This is a genomic window from Sediminibacterium goheungense (assembly GCF_004361915.1).
In the GTDB taxonomy this organism is placed as follows: Bacteria; Bacteroidota; Bacteroidia; order Chitinophagales; family Chitinophagaceae; genus Sediminibacterium; species Sediminibacterium goheungense.
Window position 1 is genome coordinate 1 of sequence record NZ_SNWP01000015.1, and the last position, 21,247, is coordinate 21,247.

The 21,247-nt window shown below is 42.0% G+C and carries 5 protein-coding genes; all 5 read left to right on the forward strand.

Annotated features, from left to right (window positions below):
• The coding region (locus tag BC659_RS15635; RefSeq protein ID WP_133475760.1) for a PKD domain-containing protein at nucleotides 1-3,645 on the forward strand (3,645 nt) is incomplete at its 5' end.
• 146 nt (nucleotides 3,646-3,791) lie between these two features.
• On the forward strand, nucleotides 3,792-16,052 hold the full coding sequence (locus BC659_RS15640) for an Ig-like domain-containing protein (RefSeq protein ID WP_133475761.1): 12,261 nt from the start codon (nucleotides 3,792-3,794) through the stop codon (nucleotides 16,050-16,052).
• A 9-nt stretch (nucleotides 16,053-16,061) separates the two neighbouring features.
• The gene (locus BC659_RS15645) at nucleotides 16,062-17,021 is read left to right on the forward strand and encodes a PorP/SprF family type IX secretion system membrane protein (RefSeq protein ID WP_246027163.1); all 960 of its coding nucleotides are present in this window, start codon (nucleotides 16,062-16,064) and stop codon (nucleotides 17,019-17,021) included.
• A gap of 16 nt (nucleotides 17,022-17,037) precedes the next feature.
• The gene (locus tag BC659_RS15650) at nucleotides 17,038-19,185 is read left to right on the forward strand and encodes an OmpA family protein (protein ID WP_162847454.1); all 2,148 of its coding nucleotides are present in this window, start codon (nucleotides 17,038-17,040) and stop codon (nucleotides 19,183-19,185) included.
• Between the two features lie 228 nt (nucleotides 19,186-19,413).
• Complete coding sequence (locus tag BC659_RS15655; protein ID WP_133475763.1) at nucleotides 19,414-21,153, forward strand: sensor histidine kinase; 1,740 nt, start codon at nucleotides 19,414-19,416, stop codon at nucleotides 21,151-21,153.
• The last annotated feature ends 94 nt before the right edge of the window (nucleotides 21,154-21,247 follow it).

Sequence of the window (21,247 nt, forward strand, 5' to 3'; positions counted from 1 at the left end):
TATAGTGTAGTAGCGACCAGTGCAGAAGGTTGTTCATCAGCATCGGTATCAAGCAGTGTAACAGTTAATCCAGTTCCGACAGCAGCGATCAGTGCGAATGGTCCGACCACATTCTGTGCAGGTGGATCTGTAACCTTGACTGCAACAGGTGGTGCGAGCTACCTGTGGAGCAATGGAGCAACAACTTCATCAATCACCGTATCAAACGGAGGAACATATAGCGTAGTAGCGACCAGTGCAGAAGGTTGTTCATCAGCATCGGTATCAACCAGTGTAACAGTTAATCCAGTTCCGACAGCAGCGATCAGTGCAGATGGTCCGACTACATTCTGTGCAGGTGGATCTGTAACCTTGACAGCAACAGGTGGTGCAAGCTACCTGTGGAGCAATGGAGCAACAACTTCATCAATCACTGTAAGCAGTGGGGGTGTATATAGTGTAGTAGCAACCAGTGCAGAAGGTTGTTCATCAGCATCAGTATCAACAACAGTAACAGTTAATCCTAAACCAACGGTATCGATTAGCGCGAATGGTCCAACTACATTCTGTGCAGGTGGATCTGTAACATTAACAGCAAGTGGTGGGGTAAGTTATCTATGGAGTAATGGTGCTAATACAGCTTCCATTACAGTTTCAACAGCTGGAACATATAGTGTAGTAGCTGTTAATGGTGCAGGATGCAGCTCAAGAGCTGAAGTGGTAACGGTAAATGTTAACCCATTACCTGTGGCAACTATTACAGCAAATGGTTCTACCAGTTTCTGTGCAGGTGGATCTGTGACACTTACAGCAGGTGGCGGTACTAGCTATCTCTGGAGTAATGGCGCAAACACAGCATCTGTTAATGTAACAACCGGTGGTACCTACAGTGTGGTAGCCATTAATGCAGCGGGTTGTCAGTCGGCTCCTGTATCGCAAACGGTTACCGTAACAGCACAACCTACTGTTAACATCACAGCCAACGGACCATTAAATTTCTGCCCAGGTGGTAGTGTGACTCTTGATGCGGGTCCTGCCGCATCTTACCTGTGGAGTAATGGTGCAACCAGCAGAACCATTACGGTAAATACATCAGGTAATTATGCTGTAACCATTAATAATGGGAATAACTGTACGGCAACTTCTGCAGCAGTAACAGTGAATGCAACAGATAATATTGCACCATCGATTACAGCTCCAGCGAATATTACGGTGACTTACGGTCAAACGGTAGTATTGGGTAATGCAGTTGCTTCCGATAATTGTAGTGTAACGGTGACCAATAATGCACCATCTGTATTCCCTGTTGGTGTAACAATCGTAACCTGGACAGCGACAGATGGCTCAGGTAATACGAAGACAGCACAACAAACCGTTACAGTACTTGCACCAGCAACCTGTTCAAGCAGTATTACAGTTGTGCCTGAGAATACCATATATACAGGCGGTGTACCAACCGATATTTATCTTGGATATGGACCACAGAAAGTAACACTGAAAGTAAATGCAACCGGTGGTTCTTCCTATACCTATAGCTGGACATCTGTTTCAGGTGGAGGTACACTGAGCAATAATGCAAGCAGTCAGCCTGTATTTGCACCATCAGTAGCCGGTATCTATGTATTCAGGGTTCAGGTAAGAACACAGTCAGGCTGTGTAACGACCAGCACTGTTACCATCTGTGTGAAAGATATTCGTGTGAAAGAAAGCGATGATAATAAATGCGACCATAAATCTCATAGCTATAAAGATTGTAAACATAGTCAGCATAATCATTCCAAATGTGATCATAAATCACATGATAAGAGTAAGTGTAAGGACAAATATGATGATGGCGATGATGATGATGATGAGTGTGATCATAGGAGCCATGATTATAAAAATTGTAAGCACAAAGGTCATAGACACAGTAGCTGTGACCACAGAAGTCATAGTTCATCATCCTGTAAGAATAAATATGATGATGACGATGATGATGATCATGACGACGACGACGACGATGACAACTATAAAGTTTACATCTGTCACGTACCTCCGGGTAATTCGGGTAATCCGTTAACCTTGTCTATCAGCATCAATGCTGTAGAAAGTCATCTGAGAAACCACTCAGGCGACAGATTGGGATCTTGTGGTACACAAAACAGCTGTTCAGTATCTCAGCCACCTGTTTGTACCAGCTCTATAACAGCAGACGGATCAACCACTTTCTGTACCGGTGGATCAGTAAAACTTACCGCCAGTGCAGGTAGCAGTTACAAATGGAACACAGGTGCCACAACCCAGTCTATCACAGTTACCGCTTCCGGAACATACAGCGTCATCGTTACTTACGCAAATGGCTGTAAAGCACCGTCAGTTTCACAAACTGTAACTGTTAATCCGAAACCTGTGGTAAACATTTCAGCCAATGGACCATTGAATTTCTGTCCGGGTGGTTCTGTAACCCTTGATGCAGGCGTTGCAAATGCTTATCAATGGAGTAATGGGGCTACTACCAGAACCATTACGGTTAATAAGTCAGGTAATTATAATGTAACCATTAACAATGGAAATGGATGTACCGCAACTTCTTCAACTGTTTGTGTAACGGTAAGTGATAATGTACCTCCAACCATTACAGCACCTGCCAATATCACAGTTACGAGTGGACAGCCAGTTGTTCTGGGTACACCTGTTGCCAATGACAACTGTAGTGTAACAGTTACCAATAACGCTCCATCTGTATATCCAGTTGGTACAACAACGGTTACCTGGACAGCAAGAGATGGTTCAGGTAATACTGCAACAGCCACACAAAGAGTAACCGTGGTAGCACCGGTAGTATGTAGCAGTAACATTACGGTAATACCTGAAAACAATGTGTATACGGGTGGAATACCCACCAATATCTATATTGGATACGGACCTCAGAAAGTAACCCTTAGGGCCAATGCGACAGGTGGTTCAGGATACAGCTATAACTGGAGATCGGTTTCAGGTGGCGGTTCATTGAGCAGCACCAGCAGTTCACAACCCGTATTCTGTCCGAGCAAAGAAGGATATTATACATTTGAAGTAAGAATCACCAATTCAGCAGGCTGTGTAAGTACCAGTCAGGTGAGCATATGTGTAAAAGATATCAGGGTAGATGATGATTGCGATGACTGGGGCTGGAGAAGCAGCAGTTATTCCAAAGTATATATCAGCAGACGTTATGGCAATACCAATAACTATACAGTACTTCAGGTGAAAGTATCTGATGTAGCTAATCATCTGAATTGTTACCCGAATGACAGACTTGGTAAGGGCCTCACTGGTTGTGTAACCAATGCGCTATCTAGTCCGGTTACAACAGGTGTTAACACAGCAACACTCACTACTGAAACGCCGGCTGTAAGTTCGGGTGGCAAGATTGTTGCCAATGCTGCAACAGAAACAGATCTGGATGTACAGGTTATGGGTAATCCTTCGTACAACTACTTCATTGTGAGGGTTCGCAGTAAAGAAACGGCTCCTGTTCAGGTGAAAGTAGTCGATATGTATGGCAGAACTGTTGAAGCCAAAGCCAATCAACAAGCAAACAGTACCCTTCAGATAGGGGAGCAATATCAGACAGGAACATATTTTGCAGAATTCCGTCAGGGAACCCGCCGCAAAGTTGTTCAACTCATCAAGCTGAAACGCTGATGATCTTTTACCGGCATGTTATTGTATGCAATAACATGCCGGTTTTTTCAATCCAACTATCCTTCAAGTAAACAATCGGTCTTAACTGACTGATTATACTTGTTTATGCAAGAACCTGACCGTACAACTAAAACCACTGGCTCGTTATGTTTGCAAGGATCCGTATCGCCTTCTTTTTAATGGCAGTAATATTGATTGCCGTTACGAATGCAACCGCACAAAACACCACTTTCAAAAAAGGATCTGCTATTATTGATGTAGGATCTGCCACACCAACAATCGGTAATTCATTAAAGCCATATGGATTGATTTATGCTTTGTTGAAAAACCACAATGTTCCGGTAAATTGTGTGATTGATCCGAATAAAGTAAAAGACGGTATCGACTTTACCTATTCTGGAAAGAGTTATAGGGGTGGGCCATTTATTATTTCTGTTGATTATCTGACAACACAGGTAAAGAATACGATTAATTCTTTTGTGAATCAGGGAGCGATCGTAGATTATACAACTTCAGATCTTACTGTTAATGTTACCTATAAACTGAATTTTGCACCTAAGTGGGTAATGGACAGAACCAATGGTGTAATTGCTGTTCGTTTTCTGAATAATGCCGGTATTCCTTCTTCAGCTTTTTCATTCAAAGAACCCAGCCAGTTGGGCGATTGCGACGATTTGTTTGTAATGCCGCACGCTGATCCTACCTGGGCTTATCATAATAAATTATACTTCTGGAATAAAGAAAATAGAGGTGCCATCTGGGCTGGTTGTCATGCGGTAAGTGTGTTGGAAAACCTTTCTAAGGATACATCGATTTCTGGTGTGCCGACTACACTGAAAATGAATTTTCTTTCTACTAATGGGTTAGTTAATTTTGAAGAACATGGCAAGGGAGCATTGCCATATAGTCCTTATAACCCCGCAGATCCGCTTGCCCAGTATATTGGTAAAACAGATGGGGCGCAAACTTTTGGATCTGAAAATGTGTTCCTCCCAAAACTCGGTGGTGGTTGGAATAGCGGCACTAAAATTTTAACAGGTAGTCCGCAGCAATCTGATGTTCCCTTGCTTTCTCCTGGCCCTGGTGCCGTTAATATTTATGGTAAGGGATTCAATGATAATGCACGCGGATATGTTGCATACCAGGCTGGTCATAATATAGCATCAACACTTACCGCAGATGCGGTAGCGGCTCAGCGTATATTTTTCAACTTCAGTTTTTTTGCACTGAATGACAATGTGATTCCTAAAATCTCTGCATCCATTTCCGGAATTCCAACCCAAATGAATGCCAATACCACGTATACTAATTTTACAGCTAATGTAACAGGTTTGGGTGGTCCTTTTACTTATGAGTGGGTATCAACCATACCCGGAACCTTTACAGCTGCAAATGGTGCAGTAACTTCATTTACACCGAGCAATTCCATAACTACATTAACCACAGGAATTGTTACCTGTAAAGTAACCGATGCCTGCGGTCGTGTAAGCTTCGATTCAAAAGGTATTACGGTAGTGCCTGCTAATCCGCCGATTACTGCCAGCAATATTGCTAAATCTATACTGTCTGAATGTACGTCAAGTTCTATCGTATTCAATGTATTCGACAGCAATGTGGATGCCAATGCCGGTGCGAGAACACTGGTATCTGTTACTGGTCTTACCAATGGTACGGTATTGACCAATACTACGGGAGAAATTACTTATGTGCCGGCTGCCTATTTTAAAGGGACCGATGCAGGTACCTATACCATTTCGAATGGTATTTCGAATGTAACCGGTAACCTGAATATAACAGTAGGGGAAGTGGCATTGATTCCTTCCTTAACCAATGATGCGGCCACTGCAAAAATTGATAACCCAACTGCGATCAATGTATTGGGCAATGATAAGAATACGCCCTCAAGTTCAGATGGAGGAAATCTGTATATCAGGGATATTGTAACCAAGCCTGGTAAGGGTTATGTATATATTAATACCAATGGAACGCTTACCTATCTTTCTAAAAAAGATGAAACCAATATAACTGGTGGAGATTCTTTCAGTTATCTGGCCTGTAATAATTCAGGTTATTGTGCTGTGGGTCTTGTGAATATTACATTGGAGCAGGATGCGTGTACAACGGGACAGTACCAAGCTGCCAATACCACAACAAGTACGACTACATTTACTGCAGTTTCGGATACGTATATTAATAGCCAGAATTCTCCAATTGATTCTTCTAATCATGTATCTGTAGGTGGATTAAGTGTTTTAAGGTTACATGGTAACTCAACGTCAACAATCGGTGTCAGAAAACCACTGATGAAGTTTGATCTATCAACCATTGCTACCAATGCCACTGTGAATAGTGCAACATTAAAATTATATGTTACTTCAGGTACTTCTTTTCTTAATGCTACCCTTAGTCCGATACAGGCAACCATCTTTGCTTTAACAAAAGACTGGGTAGAAAATGAAGCTACATGGAATAATTATAAAACCGGATCTGCATGGTCTGCGGGCGGTGCCGGCACAGATGATTATTCAAGTCTTGTGACCAACCCATCACTTCCCGGTACAGCGCCAACCTATACGCTTACACTGGCTGCACAATCAGAAATGAATGCAAGTATTGGTTCATTGGTAAGTAGTTGGGTTTCTACACCTGCAAATAATAAAGGATTAATCATTGTACCTAAAACATCGATTGGGGCAATCGGTGGCGGTATTCATTTCTTCAGCCGTGAAGCATCTACAGCCAGCTTACGTCCTCAACTGGAAGTAAACTATTCGACACCGGCACCCTGTCTGGTTATACCCGGCAACTACAAACCGATTGCTTACCCTGACACTACCAGTACACCATCCGGGACAGCAAAAACCATATCTGTATTGGCGAATGATGCTAACTACTATGGTAATACCAATGTTATTCAATCCGTAACCACACCGCAATATGGTACTGCAAGTATTGTGGGTAATACTATTCTTTACACACCGAATGGTTCTTATGTCGGTACGGATACCCTTACCTATACGATTAAGGATAACAGTACCAATGAAACCACTACCACCACAGTGCGCATCAATGTAACACGCATTGCTCCCAAAATTAACCACGATGCAGCTTCTACTAATTCCGGTACTGCTGTGACGATTGCGGTAGGTGCGAATGATACTGATGCACAGGGACAAATGGGGGCGCCCACAGTTACCACCAATCCTAAAAACGGAACCTTTACCATTAATGGTAACAGTATTGTGTATACGCCAGGCGCAGGATTCTATGGTAAAGACAGTTTGATTTATTCCCGTTCCAATATCAGTTCTGACCCTTGTGTGCCGGTTTTGAGTGATACGGCCATCGTACGCATCACGGTTAATAACCAACCGCCAGTTGCGGGTAACGATATCGTAACCACATTCGGTTGCACACCAGTAGACATCAACGCGAAAACGAATGACAGTGATCCGGAAGGTACGCCACTCACAATCAATATAGTTTCCCAACCTACGAACGGGACCGTTACCATCAATGGAAATGGTACCATCCGGTATACACCCAATAATGGATTTACCGGTTCAGATGGGTTCACCTATAAAGTAAAAGATGGCTCGCCCGATTCCTTACAAAGTAATACGGCATCGGTTAGCGTAACCGTGAGTGCTGCTGCAAACCCAAATCAGGCACCGGTAGGTGTGGCAGACTCGGATAATACACTGATTAATCAACCAGTCAATACTGATGTATTAGCCAATGATAGTGATCCGAACAGTGATCCCCTTACCGTAAGCATTACTGCTCCGGGTTTATTGGCTCCAACCAATGGTACATTGGTATTGTTGGGGAACAAACAGATACGCTATATACCCAATGCGAATTTCACAGGAACAGATACCTACGAATATCAGCTGACTGATAACCACCCATCCTGTTCAGGTTCATCTTCTTTATCAGTAAAAGTATTGGTAACCATAAAAGTTACCCCAATACCTATCACGGTAGCCGGTACCGTATGGGATGATGCGAATGGTAGTGGTACAGGTACTTTCTCCAATATTTTCACAAGTGGAGAAGTGGGTACCAATGGTAATGGTGGTATATACCTGTATCTGGTAGATAACAACAATGAAATTATCGACCAGACTTCTATTGATAACAGCGGTAATTATTTACTGGTAAATGTGCCGCCTTCTTCCAATAACCTGAAACTGATAATGAGTAATGAGGTGAAGTCGATCGGTGAAACACTGACCACTTCAACCTTGCCAGCTGGTTATGTGGTAACCTCACCCGGTATCAGAAACCTGACTACCGGAACATCGAATCTGACGGGTATCGACTTTGGCGTCGGTATTCTGCCCGTAGCCATATCCTATGATTTTACCAAACAGGTAAATCCCGGAGCCTTACTGGCATTGGATGCCACTAAATTTACGGGAACAGATGTAGACGGAACGATTGTCAGCATTCGTTATACAAGTTTCCCCTCCAATATTGCTTCGGTGGTGATCGGAGGTACTACCTATACCAGTGGTAACTGGCCAGGTGGTGGTGTAACTGTAGCGTTGAATACAACGATTTCCATTTTCCCTAATGCAGGAACGGTAACACCTGAAATTCAGTTTCAGGTCATCGACAACAGTGGCAAGGAATCGCTTACAGCAGCAACTGTAAAAGTACCTATGTATACACCATTGTTGCCAGGTTCTATCAATGGGCCGGGTGCTGTATGTGGTGTGAGTGTGCCGGGAGCTTTAACTTCACTGACTGCAGCAAGTGGTGGTCAGTCTGCTATCAGCTATCAATGGCAAAGTAGTTTAGATAATACCACTTTCACAAATATTACAGATGCAACTTTCGCTGATTATACACCTGGCAATACCATAGCTGCTACTACTTATTTCAGGAGAAGAGCGATTACGAACGATGATGCAGCTGTATTCAGTAATGTGGTGACTGTTACCTTTAATGCCTTACCATCTGTGCCCGTAAGTGGAACCGGTGCTACCAGCGCAGTGTCGGGTACTTTTAATATCAGTGCAACGGCACCTGCCGGAGCAAATCTCACCCTCGATTGGTATGCAACTTTAACAGGCGGTTCAGTATTAACAGGGGGATCCGGTACCACCACGTTTACAACACCTACCGTAACCTATACAACTACTTATTTTGTGGCGACCAGAAATACGGTAACAGGTTGTGTATCCAGTTCAAGATTATCTGTAGTGGTCACTATTACAGGTAGTACCAATCCGGGTATTATCGGAAGTAACCAAACGATTTGCGGTTCCGGCACTCCTGCGCAGCTAACTTCTATACAGGCGCCAGATGCAGGCGCTATACAATGGCAGAGCAGTACAAGTACTGACCCGCTCACTTTTACCAACATTGGCGGAGCAAATAGTGCAACGTATACACCAACAACGATCACTACCACTACCTACTATCGCAGGTTGGTAGCCGGTAATGCATCCAATATTGTAGAAGTAACGGTTAATCCTCTGCCTGCTCAGCCAACTATTACAGCAGGTGCCAGAACGGGTACAGGTACAGTTACACTATCGGCCGCGGTACCGGCAGGCGTTACTGTAGACTGGTATTCTGCAGCTTCAGGCGGTACACTTTTATCTTCCGGTTCGGTTAACTACACAACACCATCTATCAGCAGTACAACTAATTATTTTGCATTGGCAAGAAATATCAGTACCGGTTGTGTGGCTTCTGCACGTACACCGGTTACTGCTACGATTAACCCTACATTAACAGGCGGAACCATTGGCAGTAATAACAGTTATTGCGGACCTTCTACACCTGCTGCATTTACTTCAACAGCCGCTGCTTCAGGTGGTACAGGTTCTATCAGTTACCAGTGGGAGAGCAGCACAGATAATACAACTTTCACCAATATAGGAGGTGCCACCAACGCCACCTATACACCAGGTACTAATATTGCACAGACAACCTACTACAGAAGAAAAGCAAGTACTTCGGTGGATGCTGCTGTGTATAGTAATACAGTAGTAATTACCATTAAAGCATTGCCGATTATTGTGATCGCTCCTTTAACAGCGGCTATAACAACGGGCAGCAGTATTGGTATTACAGCCAGTGGTGCGGTTACTTATTCATGGTCGCCAACCATCGGTTTATCTGCTGCGAATACGGCAACCGTTACAGCTTCACCCACTACTACAAGACTCTACACCGTATCAGGAACAGATGCGGATGCTTGTGTGGGTACTGCTAGCATTACTGTTACCGTAAACCCTGCATTAAATCCCGGATCCATTGGTTCAGATCAGGTGATTTGTGCGAATACAGCTCCTGCAGCTCTTACGTCTGTTGCTGCAGCTTCAGGCGGAACGGGTACCATCAGTTACCAATGGCAGAGCAGTACAAACAATATTTTGTTTACCAATATTGTTGGTGCGATAGCAGCTACATATGCCCCTTCAGCACTTTCTCAAACAACTTATTACAGAAGATTAGCTACCACATCAGTAGATGTTACAGTGATGTCGAATGTGGTTACCATTACAGCAAATCCATTGCCTGTATTAACCATTACGCCAGCTTCACTTACTTTACCCAAAGGAGCTTATGCCGTACTTACGGCATCGGGTGCTACTACTTATACCTGGACTCCCACTACGAATCTCGGTTCAACCAATACAGCTAGTGTTACCGCAAACCCATCCGCTACAACTACCTATACTGTTTCCGGTATTGGTGCGAATACCTGTACCAATACATTAAGTGTAACGATTACAGTGGATGATGTAAAACATCCTGATTTTGGTGTTACGAATGTAAACGTTCCATTACCCGGTAATGTATCCACCAATGATAATACACAGGCAGGTACAACCTACGGTACGCCGATACCAGTTACCGGTAATCCTTCTGGTGGTACTGTTACCATGAATGCAAATGGTACATACAGCTTTACCTCCCCCAATGTAGGTATATACAGGTATTATGTACCGGTATGTGCAAGCGGACAAACAACAGGTTGCCCGGTAACATTGTTGCAGATTACAGTGTTCAGTCATATATCAACTACCAATCCACCTGTTGCCAATCCGGATATTGCTACTACTAAAATGAATACACCTGTAACGGTAAATATTCTGTCGAATGATAAATGTGCCAATACAGGATGTACCTTAAATCCTGCGAGTGTCAGCATTACTACCAATCCAGTAAACGGAACAACTACAGTAAATCCTGACGGCACAATTATTTATACGCCGAATAATGGATTTACAGGAAGAGATAGTTTGCAATACAGTGTGTGTGATAATACTACACCAGTTGCATTATGTGCTGTTACAAAAGTTTATTTCAATGTACTGCCAACTGTAGTTTCGGCTAAGATTACAGCAGCCGATGACTATGGATCAACAACACTGGGAGGAACCATTACAGGTAATATTCTTTCAAATGATAAACACTCAGAAAATTCTGCTATTACAGTTACTTCAAATGGCACACCTTTAAGTTCACAGGGAACGTTGGTAATGAATGCAAACGGTTCCTATACGTTTACAGCAGCGGCTAATTTCACAGGACCTGTAGATATTGTGTACACGGTTTGTGGTGGTACTCCTAATATCTGCACGAATGCTACTCTGCACCTGCTGGTATCGCCTTTAGGTATCGACGCAGTGAATGATGACTTTACCAGCAAACCGATTGACGGTGCAAAAGGTGGAAGTACCACAACTGTATTGACTAATGATAAACTGAATAATAATGCCGTAAATGCCAATGATATCAATATTACAATTGTAAACAACGGTGGTATCACAGGTTTAACGGTTTCTTCTTCAGGTATATTAACCGTGCCTAGTAATACAACTGAAGGTAATTATACGGTTATCTATCAGATATGTGAAAAAGCGCAGCCGGTCAATTGTGACCAGGCAACAGTGCTTATCACCATTGCAAGAGGATTGTATAGTGAAGTAACTGCCGTATGTATAGGTGATGTGCCATATGTGCAATACAAGGTAACACCTAACTTCCTGGCAGGTGCCAATCCGGTTACATTGACCTGGCTGAATACGGATAAGTCTGTAGTAACCGCACAAGCGGTTCAGGCCAATCAGTCAACCACCGCAACTATTTTGTGGCCCGGTGCTGTAGTGGATGCTAATAGTAAACCTGTTGACTGGCCAGGTTGGATTATACAGAATGGTGTATGGGTACAGGGTAATGATGGCTTTGAAAAAACAAGACCCACAGCTTATCTGGTATTTAGTGTAAACCCTACTGATACCGTTCAGTTAAGTTATCCGCCTGCTTCTCCAGCTTGTGTGGCATCTCCTGATAAATACGAGTTATTGGCAGGTAGTATTGGAACCAATCATACAATATGTGCAGGTGCACCGGCGAATACATTGACCTCAATTACCAATGCAAGCGGCGGTATCGGTACAATCAGTTACCAGTGGCAGATTAGTACAGATGGTACCAACTTTACAAATATCACCAATACCAATGCTGCAACGCTGGCACCTGGTACGCTAACGCAAGACAGGTTTTATAGAAGAATAGCTTCTACCTCTAATGGTATTACAGCCATTTCGAATGTGGTAAAAGTAACTGTAACGCCAGTACCTGCTATTGTTGGACCTATTATTGGAGATTGTGCGGTTAATAAAGACAGTACAAGATTATATACCGTAACACCTGCTGCCAATGCTACCAGTTATTTATGGACAGTTCCGGTAGGATGGACGGGTAATTCAACCACGAATAGCATAACGGTTGGAACCGGTAATTCCAATGGTGTGATTACTGTAACACCTAAGAATGGCAATTGTACAGGATCGACTGTATCCTTTACGGTGAAAGTAATTGACTATGCACAGGTAACATTCAGTGCTACACCTACTACTGCATTAGGTGATAACAATACACCTATCAATGTAGGCATTCAGTTGATAGATGTGAACGGATTACCTATTACATGTAGCGGAGGACCGGCCACTTTATGTACCAATTCAGGAACCGGAACCTTTACAACAGTAATTGATAATGGTAATGGAACCTATTCTTCTACATTAACTTCACCGGCCAATAATATAGATATCTGTGGTTCGGTAGGAGGTGTGAAAATTCAGAAGACAGTGAAGGTGAATTTCACAGGACCGCAGGGTGCGATTAAAGGTAATGGACCTATATTTAGCCATGAAACACCTACTCTTACTTTTACAGCAACGGAAGGTGTAGCTCCATTTACCGTGATTTACAGAGCAGGTAATAGTCAGAAGACTGATACTTTGAAAAACATACAAAGCGGTCAGGTGATACCTGTGCCAAATATTCAGCAAACTACCTTCTATACAATGCTATCGATCATTGCTTCTGATGGTGCAAGGAGAGATAATAATTTTACACGTGACACTACAACAATAATTGTACTCGCGCCAAGGATTGTAGTAACACTGAAAGCGGATCCTCCTAAACTGATCAGAGACAGTATCTATTCTACAAAACTGAATATCAAAGTAAAGAATATTGGTGATGTAGACCTGAAGCAGGTTGAACTCAGGGCCAATCTGGAAGAAATTTTTCCAAGACCAGTTGAGTTCTTCCTTGATAGCGTGAAGGTGAGTGGTGCTACAGTAAGGCAAAATCCCAACTACAACGGGAGAAGTAATACTGATCTTTTTGCTTATTATAAACCCAAGCAAACACTGCCCGGTGAAATTTGGAGTGCCGGTATGATTAATTGGCATCAACCTAATACCTATAATGTTTCTTCGATAGGTTTGATGTCTGATGCGCAGATCAATCAATTGGCAGAACAGATCCAGCAAAAACTTGAACAGCGTATCAGCTATCAACTACGGACAGAATCTGCAGATGAAACAGCAACAGAAAATGAATTGGAATACTATACAGTAAGAAATGAAGAAGGCTACAATATGTTTGCGGCTATTTCTGAACTGCCTGTTAATGTTGAGGGTAATGTGCAAATATTCCTTCGTATTAAACCCAATGGTTATTTTGAACCCTTTATTGCACAGGTAACAACAGTAGGTACCGGATTTACACAATTTGGTACTGCGAAAGCCAATAGCGTTTCGAATGATAATCAGGATGAAACACAACATCCGGAGATTACAAAAAAAGGCACACCTGTACCTTCTGTGATTACCGTGTTCCCAAATCCATCTATAGGTCTCGCACTGAAAGCAGGGCCGCTCATAGCACAGGGAGATGGTAGTTATAATGTGAAATTGTCTTATGTAGTAACCAATTACGGAGACGTGAACTTACAGAATGTAACCCTTTTACATAACCTGTTAAGTAATATTGGAAGTCCCGCTACATTTACAATTGTAACACCACCATCTACTACTGGTACAATTGCAGCTAATCCGGCATTTAACGGGAAAACAGACATTAATTTGCTTGTGAGTGCCAATAGCATCCTGGGAGTAGGTGCAACAGCTACTGTTGAAGTGACGGTTAATATTAAACCGAATCAACCCAATGCCATCTATAAGTTACAGGCTACTGTTACAGGATTCTCTTTGGAAGTGAATGGTACAGTTAGTGATCTTTCTAATGATGGTGTAAATCCAGATACAGATGGTGATAAGAAGCCTTCTGAAAAACTGATTACTACCATTGCCATCAATGTAAATATACCTCCATTGGTAACACCACCTGTAGGAACACCGAAAGATATTACCGAAGCAGTATTGGTTACCGACACAACATTCTGTAATACCGTTAGCAATCTGAAGTTAATTCCAAGGGGAGCAGTAACAGGTGGTTACTATCCATATGAATACCAGTGGCAGCAATCGGCTAATAATGTAAACTTTACAGATATTACCGGTGCAACCGATACATTCTATGTAACAGGTACACTCACAAGTACCACATGGTACCGTAGAAGAGTAATATCAGGAAGTCTGGAAGTATTCAGCAACAGTATTAAGGTAACAATCAATAAAGCTGATAAACCAGCATTCTCACCTACAGGTACAAAAGTTATTCCATTCAATGGAAGTCTTACGGTAACCGCATCAACTGCAAAAACCTACGCATGGTCAACGGGAGGAACTTCCAATGCCATAACAGTGGTAAATGCAGGTAAGTATTGGCTGAACATTACAGATAATAATAACTGCGCAGCAGTAGATACCGTATTGATCATGCCGCCACCGCCTTTGGTCAAAGATTCTGTCTATATTTTTGGTACACCTGGCTTACCGGGTACACCAACATTACAAACAGAGAAGAGTGCCAATAATAATATAGTTTGGTATGCAGACAGCACCACAACCAATGGAACAGTTGCTCCTGTCTTCCCCACTACACCTGGAGTATATACTTATTGGGTAACACAAAAAGATCCGGTATGGGGTCTGGAGAGCATACGTGTGAAATTCACCGTAACTATTAAACCACCGGTACCAGTAACAAGAAATGCTATCTATATTATCGGGGCCCCAGGAAACCCGCCCAATAGTGGTGTACAGGCTCAGGCAACAGGTGGTGGAACCCTTCGTTTCTATACTTCACCTACGGGTGGTACCAATGTGGCAGCTCCGGTATTACCGGGTGTAATAGGAGTGTACACCTATTATGTGAGTCAGATCATCAATGGTGTAGAAAGTGATCGAATTCCATATACGGTAACTATGCTGGCACCAACACAGGTAACGGATATTGAGAAAGTGTTAACGAAACCTGTACAACTGCAGGAAGATGGATCATTCCTGTTTGGATTCACTTTCTATACCAAAAACCTTCGTCCTGAATTACTGGATAGCGTTAGACTTTCAGATGATCTTACAACCGTATTCCCGAATACAACCAGCTTCAATGTAGTGTCGATCAAGGCATCCGGTAATTTAATTGCCAATAGCCTTTATGATGGAAGGGCACAGATTGAACTGTTGGCGAATGGCAGCCAATTACCTGGTCTGAAAACTGATTCTGTGGAGATTATGGTTCGTATGGTGCCCAACGGTTTCTCCGGAACCCTTAATAACACAGCAAGAATCAATGCGATATCTCCATTCGGAAGAGTAGGTGTTGTATCAACAGACCCATTCGGAACTGGAACGGGAAGAATACCTACCAAGTTTTCAATTCCACTCGTTGATATTTTTATTCCAACAGGCTTCTCCCCGAACAGAGATGGGGTGAATGACAATTTCGTGATTACACGTCCTTTTAATACAAATATCAGTCTGGAAATTTTCAATAGATGGGGCAATCGTGTATATCGGGATGATAACTACCAGAACAACTGGGGAGGAAGAGGTAATCAGCCAAATCGGATACTAGGTGATGAACTGCCTGATGGAACCTACTACTACATAGTACTTGCAACAGATAAAGGAACGGGTGCCGTAAGGAAATTTGCTGGCTATTTAACATTAAAAAGGTAAGTGAAAGACATGAAGCGAACAGATACAATCATAGCAACAAAAGAGAGCTTCATATTGAGAGCGTGTATGGGGCTCTGCTTTCTACTTGTACTGCAACAAAGTAGGGCCCAGCAGCAACCCATGTATTCTCAATATATGTTCAATATGATGAACATTAATCCGGCATATGCGGGTAGCAGGGGCGTGGTAAGTGCTACAGCACTCTATAGAAACCAATGGGTAAATATGCCAGGTGCTCCTCAAACAAGTTCCGTATCGGTCGACATGTCTGCCAATCAAAATAGAATTGGTGTAGGTGTACAGTTATTCGATGATAGGCTGGGAATTGAACGAACAACGGGTATCAATGTCTCTTATGCATTCAGGATTAGAATGAGTGGTTCAGGAACCTTGAGTTTGGGTCTGCAGGGGGGAGCGTTGAATTATCGTGCTAATTTTACGGAAGCCAGAACCTTTCAGCCCAATGACCCTGCATTTTATCAGAATGTGAATGGAATATTACCCGCTGCAGCAGCAGGTATCTATTACAATTCAGATAAATTCTATTTCGGAGCCTCTGTACCTGCGCTGTTAAAAACAAAACTCCGTAATGGTACTACTGTCGATGTAACATCCGGTAGCCGGGATATGCACTATTTTGTAACAAGCGGTACTGTTCTGAAACTGGGTGAGGATTTTATGTTTAAACCATCGGTACTCATGAAAGTAGTAAGCGGGGCACCGGTACAGTTTGATCTGAATAGTAACCTGTGGATACAAAATACGATCGCCTTTGGTTTTTCTTATCGAACCGGTGATGCCATGGTAGGTATGTTGGAATGGCAGATGAATCCCAAACTTCGTTTTGGCTATGCCTACGATCATACGTTTTCAAATCTCGGCGTTTATAATAGAGGAACCCATGAACTGATGTTGAGGATGGAATTTGGTTCCGGTAATGGAAAAATTGCTTCACCCAGGTATTTCTGAATTTAATAATTGCTGCATGAAAAAAATTGCTTTTATCATATTATTACTTTGTATTACGGCGTTGAATGTATTTGCGCAAAAAACAGGTAGGGCCAGGTCATTGGCACTGAGAGCACACAAGGAATATTTGGATGAACGTTATTCTTATGCGATCGCATTCTACAATGCTTCTGTAAAATATGACAAGCCGGATTCACTAGTCATACACCGACTTGCAGAATCTTATTACCAGATCAAAGAGTATGATTCGTCCTATACTTATTATGATCAGCTGTATAAGCGTTATGGTAACGATGAAAAAATAATGCATCGGAGGGCGGAGTTGCTGACAAACAGAAAAAAATATGAGGAAGCTATTCTGGCATTTGAAGAATTAGCAAAACGTTTTCCTGCTAACCCTGTTTATCAGCATAAATACATCGGACTACAGAACAGGTCACAATTTTTTTCGGATTCACTTGATTATACCCTTGGCTTCTTAAAACTCAATACCGCTCAAAGCGATTTTAGTCCGCAACTACTGGGAAGAAATTTTGTTTTTATATCCAACCGCTATTATAAAAAAGTCATACATAAGCAATTTGGATGGGATGCACTTCCATTTTCTCATATTTATAAAGTGCCTGATACCACTTCTATCATTGTGTTGGATCAAATTCCGGTAGCCAATGAGAAAAAATTATTCAATACATTAAAGATAAATGACGATAACACTGCAGCAACCAGTAATGATAACAACTCAATCGCTGCCATCAGTTTGTCGGGGCTGTACATGGGTGATCGTAATGACCTGCCCATGTTTAGTGAGCAGTTAGATGCAAGGTTTAATTACGGCCCCTTGTGCTTTAATAAAGCAGGAGATAAATTGTATTTTACAAGGAATAGCAGTAGGAAAGTAAATGGCCGTTTTAACCTGGAAATATGTGAAGCTCAGTTAGTGAACAGTCAATGGTCGAATATAAAGCTGCTTCCGTTTATAGAACCTGCTTATGATTTTTTCCATCCTGCAATAACAGAAGATGGTACCAGATTGTACTTTTGTAGTAACAGACCTGGAGGAACCGGAGGGGTCGATATTTATTATGTAAATATTACAGATGGTAAAGTTGAACCCGCCATCATACATGGGGGTAAAAGTTTGAATTCTGCAGGCGATGAGTTATTTCCAACAATAGCTGGTAATGAATTTTTCTTTAGTTCAAATGGGATGGCAGGATTGGGAGGTCTGGATATTTTCCGTACTATCTGGCAAAAAAATGATTGGCAAACTCCTGTAAACATGGGGTATCCTCTGAATTCCCATGCCGATGATTTCGGATTGGTTTTCAATAATAGCAGATTTAAAGGTTATGTAACCAGTAACAGAAGAGGGAACGACGATATTTATGCTTTTCAGAAACAGGAAAAGATCATTCCGGTGGATGGTGTTGTATTGAACCGAGCCGATATGCGTAGGTTATCAGGTGTAACTGTTTATATTAAACCTAAAAGAGATACGGGTAGAGTCGCATTACCCATTACCACTACTTATACCGGATCATATCGTTTTGATTTGAAGCCGAACCGCGAGTATGAATTACAGTTTTATTATCGTGATACACTGGAGGAAACCATGGCGATTGTAACACCTCTGCAATCAGATCCCTATGAACTTAAGCCCGTTATTATCGGAAAATTACCTGTGGCTGCTCCTGTTGTAACGGCTGAGCCAGACAGGGATAAAGACGGCATTCCGGATATAACCGATAAATGCCCCGATAGTAAAGGAATCAAACCACTGAAAGGATGTCCGGAATCTGATATCTTAAAAAGACTTGCTGAACTGGCGAGAAATGTATATTTCAATACTGCCAAAGCAGACCTGAAGCCTGAATCCTTTAAGCCTTTAGCTGAAGTTATATCTATCATGAAAGAGTACCCGGATGTATTACTGACCGTCGAAGGCCATACCGATAATCAAGGCGGTGCGGAGATGAATAAAGGACTTTCGCAAAGACGAGCTGCAACGGTTGTACGTTACCTTACTTCAAAAGGAATTACCGCTGATCGCCTGAAGGCTGCAGGGTATGGGCTCGAAAGACCAATTGCAACGAATGCAACACCTGCCGGTAGAGCACTGAACAGAAGGGTAGAGATGAAAGCCATTTTCAGAAATATGGATTAGTATTTTATTTATCCCGATAGCATTAACTATCGGGATAAATAAAAATTCAATATCCCCACATGCTAGTTAGGGATCACACTCTCTCTTACTCACTTTCCTAAGTATTGGGAGTGCCGGGTTGTTATAATTTTCTTCTGGTTTAAAGCATATTTACGTCTTAATAGACATTTCTTTCACAAATTTCAGTAGTTTACGGGTAGTAATGCTTACCCCCAAAAGATTACTTGGATGATTACCCTGAGAATTCTTCAAAAAAGTGCTACTTTTTTGTCTGCCTTATTTATCATAATTGCAGGGGTGCTTTATTACCATAATTATAATAAGCAGTCGGCAGCCGGTAAAGATGCTTTGCAAGTTGAAGATTATATCAATGCTGTGAATGACATGTACATTTTACAGTTGAATGTGGTGGGTAATAAAAGGCTGTTTCAACTTACCAAACGCGATTCTGTATTGCAGCAGATGTATAGCGATAGGACCATTTTTAGGTCCTTGGCAAAAGAGTTACGCAATATCTGGGAGTCTGCTGATGATAGTATAGTTTTTGCAGATTGGATGGACATTAACGAACAAAGGTTTGCACAAATAGATGTCCACATTTCCTGGACCCGGACTTTGCCCAACAATGAGGCAATATCAAAAATCAATGATGATGTTGTAAAAACAATTTACTTCACCCGTAAAATATCGCTTGGTTACAATGCGATAAACACCAGATTAAAAGAGCAGGCACAAAAGATTAGGTTACTCAGAGCTGAATTGGCATCTAATAACGGAATTTATTTAGTAGGGCTTATTTTTGTGAATCTTGTTCTACTCTTGTTGAGTAACTGGGCCACAAGTAAAGCTGCTGCATTAAAGAGTCAGCAGTATATGGATCAATTGTCTATCCAACAACTCGCAATCAAAGAAAGAAAGTTTCGGGGTATTTTCAATTCAACACTTCATTTTATCTGTTTTCTTGATACGGAAGGTGTTTTAAAAGAAGTAAATGAAACAGCATTGCAGTTTGCAGGATTGATACAGAATGATGTTGTCGGAAAGAAATTCTGGGACTGTTACTGGTGGCAGATGAATACCGAAACAAAAGATAAACTTAAAAAGGCTTTTGAAACTGCGCTAGGGGGTGAAACCGTCACATATGAAGTAGCGGTATGGGATAAAGACAAGAATGAAGTAACCATATTATTCAATCTCAAACCGCTAACTGATGATAGTGGTAGGATACTGGCTGTATTGTCTGAAGGACAGCCGATTCAGGATATAGTAGATGCCAGAAAGGCAATCGCCCTCAAAAATCTTGAACTTGAACATTTTGCGGCAACCGCAGCTCATGACCTCAAAGAGCCCTTACGCATGATCAGTGGTTTTATGACACTGATGAAAAAAAATTATTCATATAATTTAGATGAGAAAGCTAACCAATATATTGACTATGCAGTAGACGGTGCCAAAAGAATGGATATGCTAATTACCGATATTCTTGAATATACAAAGTTGGGAAGTGCAGGTGTTCAAAAGCAAAAAATCGACACAGGAAAACTCCTTAGCGAAATTATTCTATTGTTTCATCCGATCATGGAAGAAAAAAAAGCGAGAGTCGAATGGGATCATTTGCCTGTTATTCAGGGACAGTTAACCGCTATACGCTTATTGTTTAATAACCTCATTTCAAATGCATTGAAATACCAGCAGGAAGGTTTACCACCCATTGTACATATTAACTGTACAGCATTTGAAAATGAATATAGGTTTAGTATTACAGACAATGGAATCGGTATTCCACCGGAACAGGCTGAAAAAGTATTTGATATGTTTAAAAGATTGCATGGCCGCGGGCAGTATTCCGGAACCGGAATGGGGCTTGCTACCTGTAAAAAAATTGTAGAATTACACGGTGGAAAAATCTGGGTTCGCCCGTCAGTTCAGGGGACGGGAAGTAGTTTTTATTTCACAATCCCTAAGTGATTTCCAGCATAGTATGGTATTTCACACTCAAAAATGGTCGGCATTTCTCATGATGATTTTCTGTACATAATCACGGGTTGATTTCATTAAGTTT

Bases quoted from the DNA above. Each gene is read 5' to 3' on its own strand.
- BC659_RS15640 (WP_133475761.1), top strand. From the start codon at position 3,792: ATGTTTGCAAGGATCCGTATCGCCTTCTTTTTAATGGCAGTAATATTG.
- BC659_RS15645 (WP_246027163.1), top strand. From the start codon at position 16,062: ATGAAGCGAACAGATACAATCATAGCAACAAAAGAGAGCTTCATATTG.
- BC659_RS15655 (WP_133475763.1), top strand. From the start codon at position 19,414: ATGATTACCCTGAGAATTCTTCAAAAAAGTGCTACTTTTTTGTCTGCC.
- BC659_RS15650 (WP_162847454.1), top strand. From the start codon at position 17,038: ATGAAAAAAATTGCTTTTATCATATTATTACTTTGTATTACGGCGTTG.